This window comes from Pedococcus badiiscoriae (genome assembly GCF_013408925.1).
GTDB classification, from domain to species: domain Bacteria; phylum Actinomycetota; class Actinomycetes; order Actinomycetales; family Dermatophilaceae; genus Pedococcus; species Pedococcus badiiscoriae.
The window spans coordinates 523,561-545,612 of sequence record NZ_JACCAB010000001.1 but is presented as its reverse complement, the minus strand read 5'-3'; the positions used below and the strand labels follow the sequence as shown (position 1 = coordinate 545,612).

The window sequence follows — 22,052 nt, the reverse complement described above, 5'->3', positions numbered from 1 at the left end:
CCCGAGACCTGCCCGAGATCTGGGAGACACGGCCTAAGTGCGCGAGTACCTCCTCGTCCTGATGGTCGCCGCGGTGATCACGTATGCCGCGACGCCGCTGATGCGCGCTGTCGCGGTGCGGACCGGCGCCTTCACCCCGGTGCGCGACCGGGACGTCCACTCGACGCCGATCCCGCGGCTCGGGGGAGTGGCCATCTACCTGGGGTTCGTGGCGTCGATGGTCGCCGCCAGCCACCTGCCCTACCTCGGTCAGGTGTTCCGGCTGGGGCCGGAGCTGCGCGGGGTGCTGATCGGGGCCGGCCTGGTCTGCGTGATCGGCGCGATCGACGACATCCGCGAGATGGACTGGCTGACCAAGATGGGCGGCCAGATGATCGCCGCGGGGATCATGGCGTTCAACGGGGTGCTCCTCTACCAGCTGCCGATCGGTGGGGTGACCGTGCTCCCGCAGCCGATCATGGTGGGGCTGACGGTCTTCGCCGTCGTGCTGTTCACCAACGCCGTGAACTTCATCGACGGGCTCGACGGGCTCGCGGCAGGGGTGGTCGTCATCGCGGCAGCGGCCTTCTTCATCTACAGCTACGGCATCTCCCGCAGCTATGACCCGCCCAACGTGTTCTCGTCCGCGACCCTCATCTCGGCGGCGCTGATCGGCTGCTGCGTGGGGTTCCTGCCGCACAACTACCACCCGGCACGGTTGTTCATGGGCGACTCCGGGGCGCTCCTGCTGGGCCTGCTGCTCGCCGCGGCCACGATCTCCACCACGGGCAACGTGACCCCCGCCCAGGTCAGCACCAACCCGGTCGCTGCGACCCTGCTGCCGCTGGTCGTCCCCGGCGCCATCATCCTGCTCCCCCTGGTCGACATCCTGCTGGCAGTCGTCCGCCGGACCAGGCGCGGCGAGCGGCCGTGGCACCCCGACAAGCAGCACCTGCACCACCGGATGCTGCAGCTCGGTCACGGCCACCGTCGTGCGGTGTTCCTGCTGTGGCTGTGGGCCGCCGTCGCCGCGATGGGTTCGGTCAGCTTCATCTTCATCGACGACGCCCGGGTCGCCGGGGCAGGGGTACTCGCTGCCGTCGTCGTGACCGGCGTCCTGACCATCTGGCTGCCCCGCTGGTCGGTCCCAGGCCACCGGCCGACGACAACCAGCTGAGTCAACGAGCTGAGCCAACCAGCTGAGCCGACGAGCTAACCGTCCTGAGCGGGCGGCATACCCAGCCGTCGCTCGAGGTCGGCCCGCACCGACGGCCACTCCTGCGCGAGCACGCTGAACACGACCGTGTCGCGGAAGCTGCCGTCAGCCCGCTTGGTGTGGCGGCGAAGGACGCCCTCACGGGTGGCGCCGAGCTTGGCGATGGCGGCCTGCGAGCGGAGGTTGACGGCGTCGGTCTGGATCTTCACCCGGCCGAAACCGCAGTCGAAGGCGTGACCGAGCAGCAGCAGCTTGCACTCGGGGTTCACCTGGGTGCCCCACCAGCGCGAGCCGTACATCGTCCAGCCGAGGTGCACCCGCTCGTTCTCGAGGTCCACGTCGCCGAGCGAGGAGGTGCCCACGATCGTGCCGGGTTCACCGAGCCCGCCCTCACCCGTGAGCCGCACCGTGTATGCCGTGCGGCCCGCAGCGCGCGCCGCGATGTCTCGCGCGGTGTCCGCGCGGGTCGCCGCGAGGTCGGCCGGCGGCGGTCGCATGACGAAGCCCTGGGTGTAGACGGCCGGGTCGGTGCTGACCGCGTGCAGTCCCTCGGCGTCGTCGGGCGCCATCACGTCGAGCCTGACGAACCTGCCCACGAGCGGTTCGCCGGTCGGGGGAGTCGCGGTCATGTCGGCAGGCTACCCGTGCCCGACTTAGCGGTTTGCAAGTACGCGGGCGTGCGAGGTCCTACCCCGCATCCGCGGCGCGAGCCTCGGCCAGAGGGCGCGGGAGGACCCCCGGTGGCGGGGTGGGAAGCGCTTGTGATACCTTTCACAAGCGCCCACCGACGGGCGCAGACCAACCTTTCGCCAGGCATTCCAGCCCCGACGAACAAGGCGGCCACCGTGTCCCAGCCGAGCGCCCAGACGGGTTCCTACCCGTTCAGCGCCACGCTTCGCGCCGCCGTGGTCCCGACCCTCGTGGCCGGCGTCATCGCGAGCGTCGTCCTGGGCCTCGTCAGAGGGCTCGACGGTGGGGTCTCCGCCCTCGTGGGCGTCGCCATCGCGATCCTCTTCTTCGCGTCGGGCCTGCTCCTCATGGACAAGCTCGTCCGCGACCGCGACCCGATGCAGTTCATGGCTGTGGGGATGGCGATCTACTTCGCCCAGATCCTGGTCCTGCTCGGCGTCCTGGTGCTGGCGCGGCGGGTCGACAGCCTCGACAGCCGGTCGGCCGGCATCGCCATGCTGGTGGCCGTCGTCGTGTGGCAGGTCGCCCAGATGCGTGCCTGGCGCAACGCTCGGGTCCCTGTCTACGACACCCCCGCGGACACCCCCGCGCAGGGGCCTGGCGTGCAGCCGATCAGCCCCGACGAGCCCGCGACGGGGGAGCCGACGTGAGCGCCTGGTCCCGCGTCGCCCCCATGCGGTGGAGTCCGGTAGCGTACGAGTCGTTCTGCGCCGAAGGGGCGCCGAGCGCGCGTTCCTCCCGGTTGTCCCGCACCGACCGTGAATTCCCCGCGGTGAACGGGTCGATGGTGAGTTCATTCGAGGAGAGGCAGTGAGCCCAAACATGGTGTCTGCGGACCTGGTCACGAGCGTCGTGGCCGCAGGTGGCGACGGCGGCTTCCAGACCCCGGGGACGGGCAACTTCTGGTGGCCGCTCATCGGTGGCGACAGCGCCTTCGCCTTCACGCGTCCCGCGCTGGCAGTGCTGCTGTCAGTGGCCCTGATCGCCTGGTTCTTCGTCGGGACGACCGGCAAGCTCTCCATCGTCCCGACCAAGCGGCAGTTCCTGGTCGAGGGCACCTACAACTTCGTGCGCAACACGCTGGGCCGGGACATCATCGGCAGCAAGGACTTCCTGCAGTTCCTGCCGCTGCTGTTCACGCTCTTCACGCTGATCCTGGTCAACAACGTCTTCGGCATCATCCCGTTCGTCCAGTTCCCGACGTTCAGCCGGCTGGGCTTCCCCTTGGTGCTGACCGTGATCGTGTACCTCACCTACCACGCGGTCGGCATCCGGCGTAAGCACGGGATCATCAAGTACCTCGCCTCGCTCATCCCGCCGGGTCTGCCGGGCTGGCTCAAGCCGATCATGTTCTTCCTGGAGTTCCTGACCTACTTCATCATCCGGCCGCTCACGCTGGCGCTGCGACTCATGGGCAACATGCTCGCCGGCCACCTGATGCTCCTGGTCTTCATCCTCGGCGGTGAGTACCTCCTGCTCCACGGCAACATCGGCCTCAAGGGCGCAGGCATCCTCTCGATGGGCTTCGCCGTCGGCATGACGTTCTTCGAGCTGCTGATCGAGTTCCTGCAGGCCTTCATCTTCACCCTCCTCGCGGCCCTCTACATCTCGGAAGCCGTCTCCGAGCACCACTAGGACCACCGGGCCACGCCCGGCTGCACGACCCAACTGGATACACACCACGCGACACCGGGATCCCCCTGGTGCCACCCGAAAGGAATAGACATGACTGGCAACATCGCCTACCTCGGCTACGGCCTCGCCGCGATCGGCCCCGGTATCGGTGTCGGTCTGATCTTCGCCGCCTACATCAATGGTGTGGCACGTCAGCCCGAAGCCCGCGGCATGCTCCAGACCATCGCCTTCACCGGCATGGCCATCACCGAGGCGCTCGCCATCCTCGGTCTGGTGTTCGCGTTCGTCTTCAAGGGCTGACCAGCACCATCGCCGCGAAGTTCCGCACTAAGAGATAAGGAAGCGATGTGTCCCTCGCATCCGTAGTCGCCGCCGAGAGCACCGGATGGCCCTCGGGCTTCCCCCTGCTCCCGCACCCGGCAGAGATCATCGTCGGGCTGATCGCCTTCGCCATCCTGTACTGGCTGGTGAAGACGAAGGTCGTCCCCAACATGGAGAAGCTGTATGCCGAGCGCACAGCTGCCATCGAGGGCGGCATGCAGCAGGCGGAAGAGGCTCAGCAGCAGGCCCAGGCTGCCCTCGAGCAGTACCAGGCCCAGCTCGCCGAGGCGCGCGCAGAAGCAGCCCGGATCCGCGAGGAGGCTCGCGAGCAGGGTGCGGCGATCGTCGTGGAGATGCGCGGGCACGCGCAGTCCGAGGCGGCCCGCATCACCGAGGCGGCGCACAAGCAGATCGAGGCCGAGCGCCAGCAGGCGGTCGTGTCGCTGCGGGCCGAGGTGGGTCGCCTGTCGACCGACCTGGCCAGCCGCATCGTGGGTGAGTCGCTGCACGAGGAGGCCCGCCAGAAGGGCATCGTCGACCGGTTCCTGGCCGAGCTCGAGGCCGGAGAGATCCAGCCCGAGAAGGTCGGGGAGGACGCCTGATGCGTGGATCGTCGCGTGCGGCCGCCATCGCCGGGAGCAAGGCGCTCGACGCCGTGCTCGCCGGCGGGGCAGACCCTCGCGTGCTCGGTGACCAGCTGCTCGCGGTCGTCGGTGTCATCGACGGGTCGGCCACCTTGCGCCGCGCCCTCGGCGACCCGTCCCGGGAGGGCTCGGAGAAGCAGGCCCTCGCCGAGCGCCTGCTCGACGGCAAGGTCTCGGCCGAGACGATCGTCGTGGTGAAGACCCTCGTGGGTCAGCGCTGGGCCACCGAGCGCGACCTCTCCGACACCCTCGAGGAGCTGGCGGTCACGTCGATCCTCGCGGGGGCCGAGAAGGCCGGGCGGATCGACCGGGTCGAGGACGAGCTGTTCCGCTTCGAGCGGATCGTCGCCGGCAACCCCGAGCTGCGCGACCGCCTGACCAACCGCCAGGGCGACGTCCAGGCCAAGGCCGGCGTGGTGAACGCGCTGCTCGGGGGCAAGGCCGCCGAGGAGACCGTCCGCCTGGCCAACCTCGCCGTGGTGGCCCCCCGAGGCCGCAAGTTCGACCGTACGCTCGAGCTCTACCTGGCCCTCGCGGCCCGGCGGCGCGAGCAGCTCACCGCCGTGGTGACTGCCGCGACCGACCTGACCGAACAGCAGCGCGAGCGGTTGGCCGCAGCGCTGCAGAACATCTATGGCAAGCCGATCCTGCTCCAGGTCGTCATCGAGGAGCAGGTCCTCGGCGGCGTCCGGGTGCAGGTCGGCGACGAGGTCGTCGACGGCACCGTGTTGCGGCGCCTGGACGAGGCCCGTCGGCACATCGCCGGCTGACCCCGTCGCCACGACCGCACGGCATACCGCACGACAACTGAAGACGCTGGACCACACCACAGACTTCGGCCCGACCCACCGGGCCAGCAATCGAGGAGAAGAGATCAGATGACGGAGCTTTCGATCCGTCCGGAGGAGATCCGGGACGCGCTGGACAACTTCGTTCAGTCCTTTGAGCCCGGCACGGCTTCCCGCGAAGAGGTCGGCCGTGTCAGCGACGCCGGTGACGGGATCGCCCACGTCGAGGGCCTGCCGTCGTGCATGACCAACGAGCTGCTCGAGTTCGAGGACGGCACGTTGGGACTGGCGCTCAACCTCGACGTCCACGAGATCGGTGTGGTCATCCTGGGTGACTTCTCCAAGATCGAGGAGGGCCAGGAGGTCAAGCGCACCGGAGAGGTCCTGTCGGTCCCGGTCGGCGACGCCTTCCTCGGTCGCGTGGTCAACCCCCTCGGCCAGCCGATCGACGGCCTGGGCGAGGTCGCGACCACCGAGCGCCGCGCCCTGGAGCTGCAGGCGCCGACCGTGGTCCAGCGCAAGTCGGTGCACCAGCCGCTGCAGACCGGCCTCAAGGCCGTCGACGCCATGACCCCGATCGGTCGCGGTCAGCGCCAGCTGATCATCGGTGACCGCCAGACGGGCAAGACCACCGTCGCGGTCGACACGATCATCAACCAGAAGCAGAACTGGGACTCGGGCGACCCGGAGCAGCAGGTCCGCTGCATCTACGTCGCCATGGGCCAGAAGGGCTCCACCATCGCCGCCGTCCGCGGCACCCTGGAGGAGGCCGGCGCCCTCGAGTACACGACCATCGTCGCGGCCCCCGCGTCCGACTCGGCCGGCTTCAAGTACCTCGCGCCCTACACCGGTTCGGCCATCGGCCAGCACTGGATGTACCAGGGCAAGCACGTCCTCATCGTGTTCGACGACCTGTCCAAGCAGGCCGAGGCGTACCGCGCCGTGTCGCTGCTGCTGCGCCGCCCGCCGGGCCGCGAGGCCTACCCCGGTGACGTGTTCTACCTGCACTCCCGCCTGCTCGAGCGCTGCGCCAAGCTCTCCGACGACCTCGGCGCGGGCTCGATGACGGGTCTACCGATCATCGAGACCAAGGCCGGTGACGTCTCGGCGTACATCCCGACCAACGTCATCTCCATCACCGACGGCCAGATCTACCTGCAGGCCGACCTGTTCAACGCCAACGTGCGTCCTGCGATCGACGTGGGTGTCTCCGTCTCCCGTGTCGGTGGCGCCGCGCAGATCAAGGCCATGAAGGATGTCTCCGGTCGTCTGAAGCTCGACCTCGCGCAGTTCCGTGCGATGGAGGCCTTCGCCATGTTCGCCTCTGACCTCGACCCGGCCTCGCGGGCCCAGCTCGCGAAGGGTGCCCGGCTCGTCGAGCTGCTCAAGCAGAAGCAGGCCGCCCCCTTCCCCGTCGAGGAGCAGGTCGTCTCGATCTGGGCCGGCACCAGCGGCCAGCTCGACTCCGTGGCCGTCGAGGACGTCTCCCGCTTCGAGGCCGAGTTCCTCGACTACCTGCGCCGCGAGAAGAAGGGCCTGCTGGACGCCATCCGCGAGTCCAAGAAGTTCGAGGACGAGACGCGCTCCGGCCTCGAGGATGCCGTGGCCAAGTTCAAGGAGCAGTTCCAGGCGTCCGGCGCCGAGCACACCCCCGTGGGCCACGAGGCCGACCCGGGTGCCCTCGAGCACGACGTCGCGCAGGAGAAGATCGTCAAGCAGAAGCGCTGAGCGTATGCCGGGTGCGCACCTCGTGCGCACCCGGCACCGCAGCGAACGTGCCGTCCCGCGGCATACCCGAAGACACGAACACGACGACACGAACGACATGAGAGGCGGCAACATATGGGAGCGCAGATGCGGGTCTACCGCCAGCGCATCCGGTCCGTCCAGGCGACCAAGAAGATCACCCGCGCCATGGAGCTCATCGCAGCCTCCCGCGTGGTGAAGGCGCAGCAGCGGGTGCGGGAGTCCTCGCCCTACGCCCAGGCCCTGACCCGTGCGGTCTCGGCCGTCGCGACCTTCTCCAACGTCGACCACCCGCTGACGACCGAGCACGACGACGTCCGCCGCGCGGCGGTGCTCGTGGTGACCTCGGACCGCGGTCTGGCCGGTGCCTACAGCTCCTCGGTGCTCAAGGAGAGCGAGCGGCTGATCGGCGACCTGCGGGCCGCCGGCAAGGAGGTCGTCCCCTACCTGGTCGGCCGCAAGGCGGTGGGCTTCTACAAGTTCCGCAAGCGTGACTACGCGGACGAGTGGACCGGCTTCACCGACCAGCCGACCTTCGAGGTGGCCCGGGAGATCGGCGACGCACTCGTCGCCGCGTTCAACCAGGACTACGCCGAGGGCGGGGTGGACGAGGTCCACATCGTCTTCACGCGCTTCGTCAACATGGTGACCCAGGAGCCCGACGTCGTCCGCATGCTGCCCCTCGAGGTGGTCGAGGGTGAAGAGGCTCCCGACGAGGACGACGTCCTGCCCCTCTACGAGTTCGAGCCGAGTGCCGAGCAGGTGCTCGACGCGCTGCTGCCGAAGTACGTCGGCGCGCGCATCTACAACTGCCTGCTCCAGGCGGCCGCCTCCGAGCTGGCCTCGCGCCAGAAGGCCATGAAGTCGGCCACGGACAACGCCGAAGAGCTCATCAAGAAGTACACCCGGCTGGCCAACCAGGCCCGCCAGGCCGAGATCACCCAAGAGATCAGCGAAATCGTGGGCGGCGCCAGCGCCCTCGCCGACGCCAGTTGAGAAGGTAGAGAGAAACCCATGACTGCCACTGTCACTGAAGAGACCAAGGCCGCCACCCCCGGTGGCATCGGCCGCATCTCCCGCATCATCGGCCCGGTCGTCGACGTCGAGTTCCCGGCGGACGCGATGCCGGACCAGTACAACCTGCTGACCACCACGGTCGAGCTCTCGGGGACGACGAACAACCTCAACCTCGAGGTCGCCCAGCACATCGGCGACAACATGGTGCGCGCCATCTCCCTGCAGCCGACCGACGGCCTCGTCCGCGGCACCCAGGTGCAGGACACCGGCGGCCCCATCACCGTCCCGGTCGGCGACGCGACGCTCGGCAAGGTGTTCAACACCACCGGCGAGGTCATGAACCTGGCCGAGGGCGAGACCTTCGAGGTCAAGGAGCGCTGGGGCATCCACCGCAAGGCCCCGGCCTTCGACCAGCTCGAGTCCAAGACCGAGATGTTCGAGACCGGCATCAAGATCATCGACCTGCTGACCCCCTACGTGCAGGGCGGCAAGATCGGCCTGTTCGGCGGCGCCGGCGTGGGCAAGACGGTGCTCATCCAGGAGATGATCGCCCGCGTCGCCCGCGACCACGGTGGTGTGTCGGTGTTCGCCGGTGTCGGCGAGCGCACCCGTGAGGGCAACGACCTCATGGTCGAGATGGAGGAGGCCGGCGTCCTCGGCCAGACCGCCCTCGTCTTCGGCCAGATGGACGAGCCGCCGGGCACGCGTCTTCGCGTGGCCCTGTCCGCGCTGACGATGGCGGAGTACTTCCGGGACGTGCAGAACCAGGACGTGCTGCTCTTCATCGACAACATCTTCCGCTTCACCCAGGCCGGGTCCGAGGTCTCCACCCTCCTGGGTCGTATGCCGTCCGCCGTGGGCTACCAGCCCACCCTCGCCGACGAGATGGGCACGCTCCAGGAGCGCATCACCTCGACGCGTGGTCACTCGATCACCTCGATGCAGGCGATCTACGTGCCGGCTGACGACTACACCGACCCCGCGCCGGCGACGACCTTCGCGCACCTCGACGCGACGACCGAGCTGTCGCGTGAGATCGCGTCGCTGGGTATCTACCCGGCCGTGGACCCGCTGTCCTCGACGTCGCGCATCCTCGACCGTCGCTACATCGCCGAGGACCACTACAACACCGCGGTGCGCGTCAAGCAGATCCTCCAGCGCAACAAGGAGCTGCAGGACATCATCGCGATCCTCGGTATCGACGAGCTCTCCGAAGAGGACAAGATCCTCGTCAACCGCGCGCGTCGCATCCAGCGCTTCCTCGGTCAGAACACCTACGTCGCCAAGCAGTTCACCGGCATCGAGGGCTCGACCGTGCCGCTGGCCGACACGATCGAGGCGTTCACCAAGATCGCCGACGGCGAGTACGACCACGTGCCCGAGCAGGCGTTCTTCATGTGTGGTGGCCTCGACGACGTCGAGCGCCAGGCAGCCGAGATCGAGAAGAGCCTCTAGGTCGGCGGACGCCGTCCCCGAGGACAACGAGACACAACGGGAATGCCACTGGGGCCGGCCGCACTGGGCCGGCCCCACGGCATACCACTGGTCGGCGGGGCACCCCACCGCAGGCCGATAGACTTTGAAGCACCGCACCATCTGTGCCGTACCCAACGGAGGACACCGTGAGCACCCTGCAGGTTGAACTCGTCGCCGCGGACCGCAAGGTCTGGGAGGGCGACGCCGACATGGTCGTGGCCCGCACGGTCGACGGCGAGCTGGGCATCCTGCCCGGCCACACCCCGCTGCTCGGCGTCCTGGTCGAGGGGGAGGTCCGGATCAAGTCCGGCCAGGGCTCCCAGAGCGCCACCATCGACAGCGGGTTCCTGTCGGTCGACCGCGACAAGGTGATCATCATCGCCGAGTCGGTCGACGCCTCACAGTTCACGGCCTAGCCGCCGACCCAGCCGCCGTCCCAGTCGAAAGGTGGAGAGCATGTCGCCCGTCGTCTCCGCGGAGGTCGTCGCCGGCGCGCTCATCCTGTTTGCGCTCCTCGCGCTCACCTACATCTTCGTCCGGCGGCGCCTGCTGGCCTCCGGTGCGCCACTGATGCTCTGCGCCATCCAGCCCCAAGGCCGTGACCAGTACCGGCTGGGGCTGCTGCGGTTCTGCGGCGGCACGCTCGAGTGGTTCACCCTCATCGGTCCGTCCCCACGGTCGGCGAGGACGTGGGACCGGACCCGGCTCGAGCTGGGCCCCCCCACGACACCGGCGACCGCGGTGCCGGGGCTCCCGGACGCCGTGGCGGTGGACTGCCACTACGGCACGGACCTCTTCTCCCTTGCCCTGGCGCCGTCCGCCTACACGGCTGTGCGCAGCTGGGTGGAGAGCTCACCGCCCGGCTTCAACGTCAACGTCGCCTGAGGCGCCTAGCCCTTGCGGTCGGCCGGCGCTTCGGCACGTCCTCCGCCGGGCTGCCACAGGACGTCACCGCCGATCGGCAGGTTGGCGACGCGGGCCAGGACGAACAGCAGGTCCGAGAGCCGGTTGAGGTACTTGGCGGTCAGGACGTTCACGCCGCCCTCGCCCTTGGTGCCGGAGCCGGGCTGGTCGCCGTACTCGGCGATGGCGGCCCAGGCCTGGCGCTCGGCGCGCCGGACCACGGTGGTGGCGACGTGCAGGTAGGCCGAGCCCACGGTGCCGCCGGGGAGGATGAAGGACCGGAGCTTCTCGACCCGCTCGAGGTAGCGGTCGCAGTCCGCCTCGAGCTCGTCGATCCAGGCCGCCTCGACCCGCAGCGGGGGGTACTCGTAGGTCTGCTGGAGCGGGGTGCACAGGTCGGCGCCCACGTCGAACAGGTCGTTCTGGACCCGCAGCAGGGTCGCCCTGAGGTCCTCGGGCAGCTCTCCCGCCGCGAGGGCGACGCCTATCGCGGCGTTGGCCTCGTTGGCGTCGGCGTACGCGAGCAGCCGGACATCGGTCTTGCTCGTGCGGCTCATGTCCCCGAGATGGGTCTGGCCGTCGTCGCCGGTCCGGGTGTAGATGCGCGTGAGGTTGACCATGGCTGCAGCCTCTCAGACGGCGCCGTTGGGCACGCCATGACCCGGCACACCCGCGCCTGCCCGCTCACATAGGGTGGACCGGTGGCAGAACGTTTCAGGGTCGTCGGCGGCACCAGCCTGCGTGGCGAGGTCGTCGTGTGGGGCGCCAAGAACAGTGCTCTCAAGCTCATGGCGGCAGCCCTGCTCGCCGCGGGTCCCACCCGGCTGACGAACGTTCCGGCCATCCTCGATGTGACGATCATGGCCGAGCTGCTGCGCCGGCTCGGGTGCACCGTGGACTACGACGCCGTGACGGGCGTGGTGGAGATCGACGTCCCCGACCAGATCGGCCACCGCGCCGACTACGACCTGGTCCGGGCGCTGCGTGCCTCGACGGCCGTGCTGGGTCCGCTGGTGGCCCGCACAGGTTCTGCAGACGTGGCGATCCCCGGTGGCGACGCCATCGGGTCGCGCGGCCTGGACCTGCACGCCGCGGGTCTGGAGGCGCTCGGCGCCAAGGTCCACGTCACCCACGGTTTCCTCGTCGCCGAGGCCCCCGGGGGACTCGACGGCGCTGAGATCCGCCTGGAGTTCCCCAGCGTCGGCGCGACGGAGAACGTCCTGACCGCCGCGGTGCTGGCCCGAGGGACCACTCGCCTGGAGAACGCTGCCCGCGAGCCCGAGATCGTCGACCTGGCGCAGATGCTCGTGTCGATGGGCGCCCGGATCAGCGGCGCGGGGTCCTCGGTGGTCGACATCGAGGGGGTCCGGTCCCTGCGGCCCACCGAGCACGCCGTCGTGCCCGACCGGATCGCGGCGGGCACGTGGGCGTTTGCCGCCGCCACCACCCGGGGGGACGTGGAGGTGGTGGGGGCGCGGCCGGAACACCTCACCAGCGCGCTCGAGCTCGTCAGCGCCAGCGGCGCCACCGTGACCACGACGGACCGCGGTTTCCGGGTGGACTCCGGGGGGCGCCGGCCGCAGGCGTTCGACGTCGCCACCTTGCCGTATCCCGGCTTTCCCACCGACCTGCAGCCCTTCGCGCTGACCTGCAACGCCGTGGCGGAGGGCTCCGCCATGATCACGGAGAACCTCTTCGAGGCACGGTTCCGCACCGTCCAGGAGCTGAACCGGCTCGGCGCAGAGACCCGCATCGACGGTCACCACGTGATGGTCCACGGCGTGGAGAGGCTGTCCGGCGCCCCGGTTGAGGCCAGCGACATCAGGGCCGGTGCGGCGCTGGTCATCGCGGGTCTGGTGGCCGACGGGATCACCACGGTGAGCGGGGCGCAGCACATCGACCGCGGCTATGCCGGGTTCGCCGAGAGCATGCGAGGCCTGGGCGCCGACGTCACGCGCGAACCCGACGACGACCCCTTCCTCTGACCCGAAGACCGCCTGCCGCGGGTGAGCCCGCAGGCGCGCGCGAGGACCTTTACCAGATCTTGATCTGGGGCACGGCAACCCAGACCCCCCAATGCGGCGTCGATGTGGGTGAATGTCTCTCACGGACAAGGGGGTTCGCATGTCGATCAGTGCCATCGGGGCTCTTCCCGTGCAGGTCCGTGCCATCCACACCGGGCAGGAAGTCGCCATCATCGGCCGCATCGACGTGCACTCGGTCCCCGATGTGCGGCTCCTGTTGCACGAGATCATCGACACCGGCTGCGGCGACGTGCACATGCGGCTCGCGGGGGCCGAGATCGGCGACGCCACCGGTCTGGGGGTCCTCGTCGAGGCCTACAACCGGGCTCGGCGCGCCGGCCGCCGGCTGGCCGTGGTGGACATGACCGAGCGCACCGGGCGGCTGTTGCGTGCGTCACGCCTGGACCGCGCGCTGGTGCTCCGCGAGCCCGGAGACGACGCCACTGTGGTGGCCGTCACCGCCTGAACGCCTCCCTCGGCCTGCGCTACCGCAGGTAACTTCGCCCCTATGGTCACCGATGTGTCAGAGCCGTCCCGTCCGGAGCGTGACCGCCCCTGGGTGATGCGCACGTATGCCGGTCACTCCAGTGCCGCCGCCAGCAACGAGCTCTACCGCCGCAACCTCGCCAAGGGCCAGACGGGCCTCTCGGTGGCCTTCGACCTGCCCACCCAGACCGGTTACGACCCCGACCACCCACTCGCGCGCGGAGAGGTCGGCAAGGTGGGTGTGCCGATCTCGCACATCGGTGACATGCGGGCGCTCTTCGACCAGATCCCGCTCGACCAGATGAACACCTCGATGACCATCAACGCCACCGCCATGTGGTTGCTGGCGATGTACCAGGTCGTGGCGCAGGAGCAGGCGGAGGCGGCCGGCGCCGACCCCCAGGCCGCGGTCCGGGCACTGGCCGGCACCACGCAGAACGACATCATCAAGGAGTACCTGTCCCGCGGGACCTACGTCTTCGCGCCCGGTCCCTCGTTGCGGCTGATCACCGACATGGTGGCCTACACGGTCTCGGACATCCCCAAGTGGAACCCCACCAACATCTGCAGCTACCACCTGCAGGAAGCCGGGGCGACCCCGGTGCAGGAGATCGCCTACTCCCTGTGCACGGCCATCGCGGTGCTCGACGCCGTCCGTGACTCCGGCCAGGTGCCGCCGGAGCGGTTCGGCGAGGTCGTCGCCCGGATCTCGTTCTTCGTCAATGCCGGGGTGCGGTTCGTCGAGGAGATGTGCAAGATGCGCGCCTTCGTCCAGCTCTGGGACGAGCTGACCGCCGAGCGCTATGGCGTGAGCGACGCCAAGCAGCGACGGTTCCGCTACGGCGTCCAGGTGAACTCGCTCGGGCTGACCGAGGCGCAGCCCGAGAACAACGTCCAGCGGATCGTGCTGGAGATGCTCGCGGTGACCCTCTCGAAGGACGCCCGCGCCCGGGCCGTGCAGCTTCCCGCCTGGAACGAGGCGCTGGGCCTGCCACGACCGTGGGACCAGCAGTGGTCGCTGCGGATGCAGCAGGTGCTGGCGTTCGAGTCCGACCTGCTCGAGTACGAGGACCTCTTCACCGGATCCGTCGTCGTGGAGGCCAAGGTGGCCGAGCTCGTGGCCGGCGCCAAGGCGGAGATCGCCCGGGTGCAGGAGATGGGCGGGGCCGTCCCGGCGGTCGAGAGCGGCTACATGAAGTCGGCCCTGGTGGCGTCGCACTCGCTGCGTCGTCAGCGGATCGAGGCCGGCGAGGACGTGGTCGTGGGCGTGAACCGCTTCCAGACGACCGAACCCAACCCGCTGACCGCGGACCTGGATGCCGCGATCCAGACGGTCGACCACGACGTCGAGGCCAAGGCCGCCGCAGCCGTCCGGGAGTGGCGCGAGCGACGTGACGCCGACCCCCGCAGCCGCGACCGCGCCGCCGCCGCCCTCACCGCCCTCGAGGCGGACGCCCGCAGTGGTGCCAACCTCATGGAGGCCTCGCTCGAGGCCGCCCGGGCGGGGGTGACCACGGGGGAGTGGGCGCAGGCGCTGCGGGAGGTGTTCGGCGAGTTCCGGGCGCCCACCGGGGTGTCGGGCTCGGTCGGGGTGTCCGGCGGTGGCAGCGACGAGCTGAAGGCGGTCCGCGAGGAGGTCCGCCGCACCGGTGACGAGCTGGGGGAGCGGCTGCGGGTCCTCGTGGCCAAGCCGGGTCTCGACGGGCACAGCAACGGCGCGGAACAGGTCGCCGTCCGGGCGCGCGACGCCGGTTTCGAGGTCGTCTACCAGGGGATCCGGCTGACGCCGGACCAGATCGTGGCGGCCGCCGTGGCGGAGGACGTGCACCTCGTCGGCATCTCGATCCTCTCCGGCTCGCACATGGAGCTGGTGCCGGAGATCCTCGCGGGTCTGCGGGCGGCCGGCGCCGGTGAGGTGCCGGTGATCGTCGGCGGGATCATCCCGGACAGCGACGCCCGGGCGTTGCGCGCCCAGGGGGTGGCCGCGGTCTTCACTCCGAAGGACTTCGGGCTCAACGACATCATGGGGCAGTTCGTGGAGATCATCCGGAGCGCGCGCGGTCTGCAGACCACGGCCGCTTCGTCACGTGGATGAGGGCGCGCAACGTAAATCTTTGGTCGAGTCTCGGCGATTCTGCTCCAGTCTGCGGCGCGATGGCCTAATTTCAGGCACGGCGCGGTGAGCCAGTGGGGGGCGTGGGTCCTCCCACCCGTCTCGGGGGACCGGGGTGAATGGTGTGTTCCGCGCGCGGAGGAGACCACGTGTCGATGGAATCTCAGGGGCGGCGCCGCCGCTACACGGCCGCAGTCGGGGTCAGCGCGCTGTCGATAGTGGCGGCTGCAGCTCTCAGCGCTGCGCCGGCCACGGCGGGCACGCACCCCGTCCCGGTCAAGCACCGGGGCCACGCGATGAAGGCCACCAAGGGGCTCACGACGGCGGGATCTCTCCTCCTGGGCACCCGGCGGTCCACCGGCGAGAAGGTCGACAGCTCGCTCGCGGGCGCCAAGGGCCCCGTCGACGTCATGATCGAGCTCGACCCTGCGCCGGCCTCGACGGCCTTTGCTCAGGCTCGTTCGCGTGGCGCCTCCGCAGCCAAGCTCGCGGGCCGCGCCCAGACGGCGACCATCAAGCGCACCCAGGCGTCGGTGGAGGCGCGTTTCGCTGACTCCGACACCAGGGCACGGACGCTCTACCGCGCCCACGCGCTGTACTCGGGAATCGCCGTGCGCACCGATGCGAGCAAGCTCCAGGCGCTCGCGGCCCTGCCCGGCGTGAAGGCGGTCCACCGCCTCACGCCCAAGTCCATCTCCAACTCGTCGTCGGTCCCGCTCATCGGAGCCCCCGCCGTCTGGAAGGGTCGCGGCCAGACCGGCCAGGGCGTCCGGATCGGCGTCATCGACACGGGCATCGACTACACCCACGCCGACTTCGGCGGCCCCGGCACGGGCGCGGCATACGCGACGGCCAAGGCCTCCAACACCTTCACGCCCACCGCCAAGGTGGTCGGCGGCTACGACTTCGTGGGCGACGCCTACAATCCCAGCGACCCCGCGCACGCCACGCCTCTTCCCGACGCCAACCCGCTCGACTGCGAGGGCCACGGCTCCCACGTCAGCGGCACGGCCGCCGGCTTCGGCGTGACCAAGGCCGGGGCGACGTACACCGGTGGCTACGCCACGGACATCGACCCCGCCACCATGGCCATCGGTCCGGGGGTCGCGCCCGGCGCCTCGCTGTATGCCCTCAAGGTCTTCGGCTGCAAGGGTGACACCAATGCCGTCGGTCAGGCGCTCGACTGGGCCGCCGACCCCAACGGTGACGGTGACCTGTCCGACCGCCTCGACGTGGTCAACATGTCGCTGGGCTCCAGCTATGGGTCCCCGGACGACCCGGACGCGGTCGCGTCCAACAACCTCGCCGCCCTGGGCACCGTCGTCGTGGCCTCGATCGGCAACAGCGGCGACGTCTACGAGGTCGGTGGCTCGCCCGGCAACGCCACGCGCGTGCTCGGTGTGGCTGCGTCCGACGACCGCGACTCGGTGGTCGACGGCCTCAAGGTCGACGCCCCCACTGGCATCGAGCCGGCCGACACCGTCGACGGCACCCAGGACAACGTCTTCGGGGCACTGAAGTCGGTGGCCTACGACTGGGCCACCCAGCCCGGCCTGACGAACACCGACGTGGTCACCCTCGGTGACTGGAGCTCCGATGCGTCGGCCACCAACAACACCGACGGGTGCTCGCCGTTCTCGGTCGCGGACGCGGCCAAGGTCGCGGGCAAGATCGTCATGACCCGCTGGTTCGACGGCACCGGTCGTCGCTGCGGCTCGGTCGCTCGTTCCAAGAACGCCAGGCTCGCGGGTGCAGCCGGCGCCATCTTCGGAAGCGACGTGAACTCGTTCTCCGCCGGCGTGACTGGCGACGCGATCATCCCCGCGATGCTCGTCGTCAACCAGGGCACGGTCGCCATCAAGGCTCAGCTCGACGCCGGCACCCCGGTCCAGGTCACGATGACGAACGCGCTGCGCAACAGCGTGACGATCAGCAACACGGGCGCGATCGACCAGCTCGCGGGCTTCTCCTCGCGGGGCGTGGGCATCGCCGGCAACGTCAAGCCGGACGTCGCAGCCCCCGGTGTGACCACGTTCTCCGTCGCCGTCGGCACGGGCAACGAGGGCATCGCCGAGAGCGGCACGTCGATGGCTTCACCGCACGTGGCCGGTGAGGCGGCCCTCGTCCGTGGCGCCCACTCGACCTGGACCTCCGAGGAGGTCAAGGCCGCCATCATGAACACGGCGACCCAGGACGTCTACGTCGGCCCCAACCACACGGGCGCCGTCTACGGGCCCGAGCGGGTCGGCTCCGGCCGCGTCAAGGCCGATGCGGCCGTCGACACCACGACCCTGGCGTACGTGAAGGACACCCCCGGTGCCGTCAGCGTCTCCTTCGGTCCGGTTGCCGTCACGGCGGCGACCACGACGCTGTCCAAGACCGTGCACGTGGTCAACAAGCGCCCCACCGGAGGCGCGTCCTACACGATCGGCTACCAGGCGGCCCACCCGTCCCCGGGGGTGACGTACTCGTTCAGCCCCAGCCAGGTCAACGTCCCGGCCGGCGGCTCGGTGGACGTCAAGGTCACGGCGACCATCACGCGTTCGGCGCTGACGGCGGTCAAGGACCCGACCACCGCCAGCGACCCGTTGGGTCTGGGCTTCGAGCGGAGCTACCGCGCCGACGCCAGCGGCCGGATGGTCCTGACGCCGGCCGGCACCACGCCGGGCTCGGCACTTCGCGTGCCGGTCTGGTCCGCTCCCCGCCCGGCCTCGGCCATGGCGGCTGCGGCCCAGAGCACGGTGACGGGTTCGGGTCCGGTCAAGACCGGCCCTCTGGGCCTCGGTGGCCAGGGCGTGGAGCAGGGCGGCGCGGCTGGCTACGAGTCGACGGTGTCGACGTTCCAGCTGCAGGGCACCAGCCCGAAGATCCCGAGCTGCTCCCGGACGCTGGTCGTCGACTGCATCGCCCTGCCCGACGACCGTTCCGCCGACCTGCGTTACGTCGGCACGGGGTCGGACTACCCGATGTTCGACCCGGCGCAGGTCGATCCGACGAACGATCCCCGGCTGATCTCCTTCGGGATCAGCAGCTATGGCCCTTGGCGTACTCCGGCGTCCTACACCGAGTTCGACGTGTATCTCGACACCAACCCGGCGACCCCGGGCCCGGAGGCCGTGGCTTACAACACCAGGGTGACCACCACAGACGACTACGACTACTTCGTCGTGGACATCGTCGACCTCCGTACCGGTGCGAAGAGGGGACACTCGATCTTCGAGTCGTCCGACAACTACGGCCCCGAGTCCGTCAACTGGGCCGATGGCTCGTTCGACACCAACCTCTTCAACAGCGACTCAATGGCCATGCCGGTGTCGGTGGGTGCGCTGAAGGAGGCGGGCCTGATCTCGGGCGCCACGCCCAAGATCAAGTACTGGGTCGAGTCCGGCACGGCAGAGGCCGGCATGGTCGACTCCATCGGCTCGGCTGCCGCTCCGATGACGCTCAGCGTGGCTTCGCCCGCACTGGCTGCCTTCGGCGACGGCTACACGTTGCTCAACCCCGACACGCCCGGGGACACCCTGGACGTCCGCCGCGACGACGCGTCGTACGCCTCGGACAAGCCCCAGGGCCTGCTCCTCATCCACCACCTCAACACCGACGGGTCGCGCGCACAGGTCGTGTCCGTCAAGGCCGCGTCGTCGACCAAGCTCACCTCGAGCTCGACGTCGTACACCTACGGTGGCAAGCCGGTCTTCACGGCGACGGTCACGCCGGCGACGGCGACCGGCACGGTGTCCTTCAAGGACGGCGGCAAGGTCGTCCGGACGGTGGCGGTCAGCGGTGGCAAGGCGGTGTGGACCGCCACGGGGCAGACTCGCGGCGTGCACTCCATGACGGCGACCTACAACGGCGACGCGAACACCAACGCCAGCACGTCGGCCGCGGTGAAGGTCACGGTCAACGGCCTGGTCAGCAAGGTGACGCTCGGCTCGAGCAGCCGTGACTTCCGCTACGGCTACCGGCCGACGCTGACGTCCTTGCCCACCCCGTCCTCCGCGACCGGGACGGTCACCTTCCGGGACGGCACCCGGGTGCTGGGGACGGTCACCGTGAGCCGGGGCAGGGCGGTGCTCGTCGCACCGGTCCTGGCCCGCGGCAGGCACTACCTGACGGCGACCTACAACGGCTCGGGGATCTACAACCCCTCGAGGTCCGCCACGGTCTCGGTGGTCGTCCGCTGACGCGGCCCCACCACGACTGAGCTCTGGGCCCCTGCCGTCTGGCAGGGGCCCACAGCTTTCTGCGGGGGCCCAGAGCTGTCTGGCGGGGGCCCAGAGCCGTCTGGCAGGGCCATGGGCGCCCGCCAAGGCCCGGAGCCGTCCGGCGACACGCGTGGATCAGAGCCACGACCCGCCGCGCAGCACCCGGTGCACCGTCAGCCCGTCGTCGACCGCGACCACGTCGGCCCGCGACCCCTCAGTCAGCGCACCCACATCGGGCAGCGCCAGCGCGCGCGTCGGCGTCGTCGCGCCCGCCCGCACGGCGTCGGCGAGAGGGATCCGCAGGTCGTGGACCAGCCAGCGCACCTGGTCCATCAGGGTGCTCAACCCACCGGCGAGGGTGTCGGTTCCGGTCAAGCGGGCCGCGCCGTCCCGGACGGTGACGCCGCGACCGCCGAGCGAGTGGGCCCCTTCCGCCAGCCCGCTCGCAGCCGTGGCGTCGCTGACCAGGGCGATGTGGCCGGGCCCCACGGCGTCGAAGACCATCCGCACCGTGCCCGCGTCGAGGTGCACTCCGTCCCCGATCAGCTCCACCACGGCTTCGCCACGTGCGGCCGCCGCGAGACAGGCGCCCACCGGCCCGGGTGCCCGCGACAGGAGCGGCGGCATGCCGTTGAAGAGATGGGTCACCAGCGGCAGGCCACCTCGGACACCGGGTCGTGCCGCGGACTCCAGCGCTCGCGTCGCCGTGGCGTAGTCGGCGTCGGTGTGTCCGACAGAGCCGAGCGCTCCGACGGCTGCGAGTGCCGCGGGGACAGCGCCCCCGCCGGTGCGCTCGGGCGCCCACGTCATGTGGGCCAGGGCACCGTCGCCACCGGCCGCAGCGAGCGCCTCGACGAGGGCCACGTCAGCGTCGACGAGGGATGCGGGGTCCTGGGCACCGCACCGGGCCGTGGACAGGAAGGGCCCTTCGACGTGTATGCCGGCCAGCTCACCCGTCCGGACCAGCCGCCCCAGGGCCCTGGCGCCGTCGAGCAGGGTGCCCGCGGGAGCGGAGACGAGGGACCCGATGACGGTCGTCGACCCGTGCCGGTGGTGGTGTGCGACGGCCCTGCGCCCGCTCTCGACGTCGGGACCGAACTCGCCCCCGTTGCCGCCGTGGCAGTGGATGTCGACCAGTCCCGGGAGCAGGGTCAGCCCGGGACGCCAAGCCTCGGGCGGGGGGACGCCAAGCCACTCCGGGGGCAGCGAGCTGCGCTCACCGGCATACGTGATCGTGTCACCGGTGACGGCCACGGCGCCGTCGGCGACGACGCGGTCCGGCAGGACCACGGCTCCGGTGAGCAGGACGCGGGCGGTGCTCGGGGTCGAGGGGGTCACCTGAGGATGATGGACCGTGACGTGGGTCCGGGTCGATCAACTCGATCCGAGTCCCTGCCCGGATCCGGGCTCGACGCCCCATACGCTCGAGGGCATGAGCGACCTGCACTGCGCCGCGACCCTGCTCATCGCGCGCCATGGCGATGCGGAGTACGGCCACTCGTCGGTGCTCACCGACGAGGGCGGGTGGCTGTCCGAGAAGGGGATCGCGCAGGCCGAGTCGCTGGCGGCCTCGCTGGCCACCCGCAGGATCGCCCGCGTCCACACGAGCAGCCTCGCCCGAGCCGTGGAGTCGGGTGCGGTCGCGGCGCGCGTGCTCGGCGTCGACACGCGGGTCGTCCCGGGCCTCGAGGAGTTCTCGGTGGGGGCCCTCGCGGGCCGGCCGCACGACGACCCGGAGCTCGCGTCGGTGGTCAAGGCCTGGATGCACGGTGACCTGGGACGGTTCATTCCCGGGGGAGAGACGGGGGAGGAGGTCATCGCCCGCTACCGCGAGGCGCTCCTGTCGATCGCCGACCAGTTCCGGGGGGAGACCGTGCTCGTCTTCTCGCACGGCGGTGTCATGTCGTTCGTGCTGCCCCGCATCACGGGCACCGTTCGCGACGACCCGACCGCAGGCAGGTTCCTGCCCAACTGCGCGGTGGCGGAGGTGTCCGTGGACGGGGACGGCTTCACCATGCGGAGCTGGCCGGGGTCGAGCGACCGGGCAGTCGTCTAGCCCCAGTGCCCCGGCTAGAACAAGCGGTGCTCGCTGTTGTCGATGCCTTTGAGGGCGTCGTAGTCGAGCGTCACGCAACGGATCCCACGGTCGGTCGCCAGGGTGCGGGCCTGGGGCTTGATCTCCTGCGCGGCGAAGACCCCCGTCACCGGGGACAGGTGCGGGTCGCGGTTCATCAGCTCGAGATAGCGGGTCAGCTGCTCGACCCCGTCGATGTCACCCCGCCGCTTGATCTCGACGGCCACCGACGCGCCCTCGGCGTCCCTGCACAGGATGTCGACCGGGCCGATGGCGGTCATGTACTCACGGCGCACCAGGCTGTAGCCATCACCGAGCGTGTGGATGTGCTCGGCCAGGAGCTTCTGCAGGTGGGCCTCGACGCCGTCCTTGATCAGCCCGGGGTCGACCCCGAGGTCGTGCGCGGAGTCATGCAGGACGTCGTGGATGAGCACGCGCAGCCGGTCCTCGGACTTGGCGTGCTGCACCTGCCACACCGCGGTGACCCCGGCGGCGGCCTCGTGGGCCTCGGGCTCGACCTCCGCCATCGCGCAGGGCGGGGACATCCAGTTGAGCGGCTTGTAGGAGCCGCCGTCGCTGTGGACGAGGACCGAACCGTCGGCCTTGACCAGCAGCAGCCTCGTCGCCAGAGGCAGGTGGGCCGACAGCCGACCGTCGTAGTCCACGGAGCACTTCGCAATGACCAGCCGCACGAGGGGTCACTCTACGGCCCGTGAGCCGTTGCGCGTGCCGGGG

General features: G+C 70.1%; 20 protein-coding genes. 16 read left to right on the top strand and 4 right to left on the bottom strand.

From position 1 onward, the window contains the following. The first annotated feature begins 37 nt into the window (after positions 1-37). Positions 38-1,156: an undecaprenyl/decaprenyl-phosphate alpha-N-acetylglucosaminyl 1-phosphate transferase gene (locus BJ986_RS02590; protein ID WP_179420584.1), complete on the top strand. Its 1,119-nt coding sequence runs from the start codon at positions 38-40 to the stop codon at positions 1,154-1,156. A gap of 35 nt (positions 1,157-1,191) precedes the next feature. On the opposite strand, the gene BJ986_RS02585 is transcribed toward BJ986_RS02590, so the two are convergent. After that, entirely contained in the window at positions 1,192-1,824 is a 633-nt protein-coding gene (locus BJ986_RS02585; RefSeq protein ID WP_179420583.1) for a GNAT family N-acetyltransferase, read from the bottom strand. 216 nt (positions 1,825-2,040) lie between these two features. Between BJ986_RS02585 and BJ986_RS02580 the strand changes: the two genes are divergently transcribed. The 10 genes from BJ986_RS02580 to BJ986_RS02535 all read left to right on the top strand — a co-directional run bounded on the left by BJ986_RS02580 (position 2,041) and on the right by BJ986_RS02535 (position 10,397). After that, complete coding sequence (locus BJ986_RS02580; RefSeq protein WP_179420582.1) at positions 2,041-2,535, top strand: Cg1360 family ATP-synthase-associated protein; 495 nt, start codon at positions 2,041-2,043, stop codon at positions 2,533-2,535. A gap of 160 nt (positions 2,536-2,695) precedes the next feature. Next, entirely contained in the window at positions 2,696-3,520 is an 825-nt protein-coding gene (atpB, locus tag BJ986_RS02575) for a F0F1 ATP synthase subunit A (RefSeq protein ID WP_337794688.1), read from the top strand. A 90-nt stretch (positions 3,521-3,610) separates the two neighbouring features. Continuing rightward, entirely contained in the window at positions 3,611-3,820 is a 210-nt protein-coding gene (gene atpE / locus BJ986_RS02570; RefSeq protein WP_179420581.1) for an ATP synthase F0 subunit C, read from the top strand. A gap of 47 nt (positions 3,821-3,867) precedes the next feature. Continuing rightward, complete coding sequence (locus tag BJ986_RS02565; RefSeq protein WP_179420580.1) at positions 3,868-4,443, top strand: F0F1 ATP synthase subunit B; 576 nt, start codon at positions 3,868-3,870, stop codon at positions 4,441-4,443. Continuing rightward, positions 4,443-5,255 carry a F0F1 ATP synthase subunit delta gene (locus BJ986_RS02560; RefSeq protein WP_179420579.1) on the top strand — a complete coding sequence of 271 codons (813 nt, stop codon included), beginning with the start codon at positions 4,443-4,445 and terminating at the stop codon, positions 5,253-5,255. Before BJ986_RS02565 ends, BJ986_RS02560 begins: the two co-directional genes overlap by 1 nt. A gap of 108 nt (positions 5,256-5,363) precedes the next feature. Further along, positions 5,364-7,001 carry a F0F1 ATP synthase subunit alpha gene (atpA, locus tag BJ986_RS02555; RefSeq protein ID WP_179420578.1) on the top strand — a complete coding sequence of 546 codons (1,638 nt, stop codon included), beginning with the start codon at positions 5,364-5,366 and terminating at the stop codon, positions 6,999-7,001. Positions 7,002-7,115: 114 nt separating this feature from the next. Continuing rightward, a complete protein-coding gene (locus BJ986_RS02550) occupies positions 7,116-8,015 on the top strand; it encodes a F0F1 ATP synthase subunit gamma (RefSeq protein ID WP_179420577.1) in 900 nt (299 codons plus the stop codon). Positions 8,016-8,033: 18 nt separating this feature from the next. Next, complete coding sequence (gene atpD, locus BJ986_RS02545) at positions 8,034-9,491, top strand: F0F1 ATP synthase subunit beta (RefSeq protein ID WP_179420576.1); 1,458 nt, start codon at positions 8,034-8,036, stop codon at positions 9,489-9,491. Positions 9,492-9,658: 167 nt separating this feature from the next. Further along, on the top strand, positions 9,659-9,928 hold the full coding sequence (locus BJ986_RS02540) for a F0F1 ATP synthase subunit epsilon (protein WP_179420575.1): 270 nt from the start codon (positions 9,659-9,661) through the stop codon (positions 9,926-9,928). A 40-nt stretch (positions 9,929-9,968) separates the two neighbouring features. Beyond that, entirely contained in the window at positions 9,969-10,397 is a 429-nt protein-coding gene (locus tag BJ986_RS02535; protein WP_179420574.1) for a DUF2550 family protein, read from the top strand. A gap of 5 nt (positions 10,398-10,402) precedes the next feature. Here the strand turns inward: BJ986_RS02535 and BJ986_RS02530 are convergent, their stop codons facing one another. After that, entirely contained in the window at positions 10,403-11,035 is a 633-nt protein-coding gene (locus BJ986_RS02530) for a cob(I)yrinic acid a,c-diamide adenosyltransferase (RefSeq protein WP_179420573.1), read from the bottom strand. Positions 11,036-11,116: 81 nt separating this feature from the next. On the opposite strand from BJ986_RS02530, the gene murA reads away from it, so the two are divergent. The 4 genes from murA (at position 11,117) to BJ986_RS02510 (ending at position 19,222) form a co-directional block, all read left to right on the top strand. Next, the gene (gene murA, locus BJ986_RS02525) at positions 11,117-12,400 is read left to right on the top strand and encodes a UDP-N-acetylglucosamine 1-carboxyvinyltransferase (RefSeq protein WP_179420572.1); all 1,284 of its coding nucleotides are present in this window, start codon (positions 11,117-11,119) and stop codon (positions 12,398-12,400) included. A gap of 139 nt (positions 12,401-12,539) precedes the next feature. Then, a complete protein-coding gene (locus tag BJ986_RS02520; RefSeq protein ID WP_179420571.1) occupies positions 12,540-12,905 on the top strand; it encodes an STAS domain-containing protein in 366 nt (121 codons plus the stop codon). Between the two features lie 96 nt (positions 12,906-13,001). Continuing rightward, entirely contained in the window at positions 13,002-15,020 is a 2,019-nt protein-coding gene (locus BJ986_RS02515; RefSeq protein ID WP_238338175.1) for a protein meaA, read from the top strand. Between the two features lie 173 nt (positions 15,021-15,193). Continuing rightward, positions 15,194-19,222, top strand: coding sequence for a S8 family serine peptidase (locus tag BJ986_RS02510; RefSeq protein ID WP_238338174.1), 4,029 nt, complete (start codon positions 15,194-15,196; stop codon positions 19,220-19,222). 156 nt (positions 19,223-19,378) lie between these two features. Here BJ986_RS02510 and BJ986_RS02505 read toward each other — a convergent pair whose 3' ends face one another. Continuing rightward, positions 19,379-20,581, bottom strand: a complete 1,203-nt coding sequence (locus tag BJ986_RS02505; protein WP_179420568.1) for an amidohydrolase family protein — start codon at positions 20,579-20,581, stop codon at positions 19,379-19,381. A gap of 94 nt (positions 20,582-20,675) precedes the next feature. Here BJ986_RS02505 and BJ986_RS02500 point away from each other — a divergent pair, with 94 nt between their 5' ends. Beyond that, positions 20,676-21,299, top strand: a complete 624-nt coding sequence (locus BJ986_RS02500; protein ID WP_179420567.1) for a histidine phosphatase family protein — start codon at positions 20,676-20,678, stop codon at positions 21,297-21,299. A 14-nt stretch (positions 21,300-21,313) separates the two neighbouring features. Here the strand turns inward: BJ986_RS02500 and nucS are convergent, their stop codons facing one another. Then, positions 21,314-22,009, bottom strand: a complete 696-nt coding sequence (gene nucS, locus BJ986_RS02495; protein WP_179420566.1) for an endonuclease NucS — start codon at positions 22,007-22,009, stop codon at positions 21,314-21,316. Between the last annotated feature and the right edge of the window lie 43 nt (positions 22,010-22,052).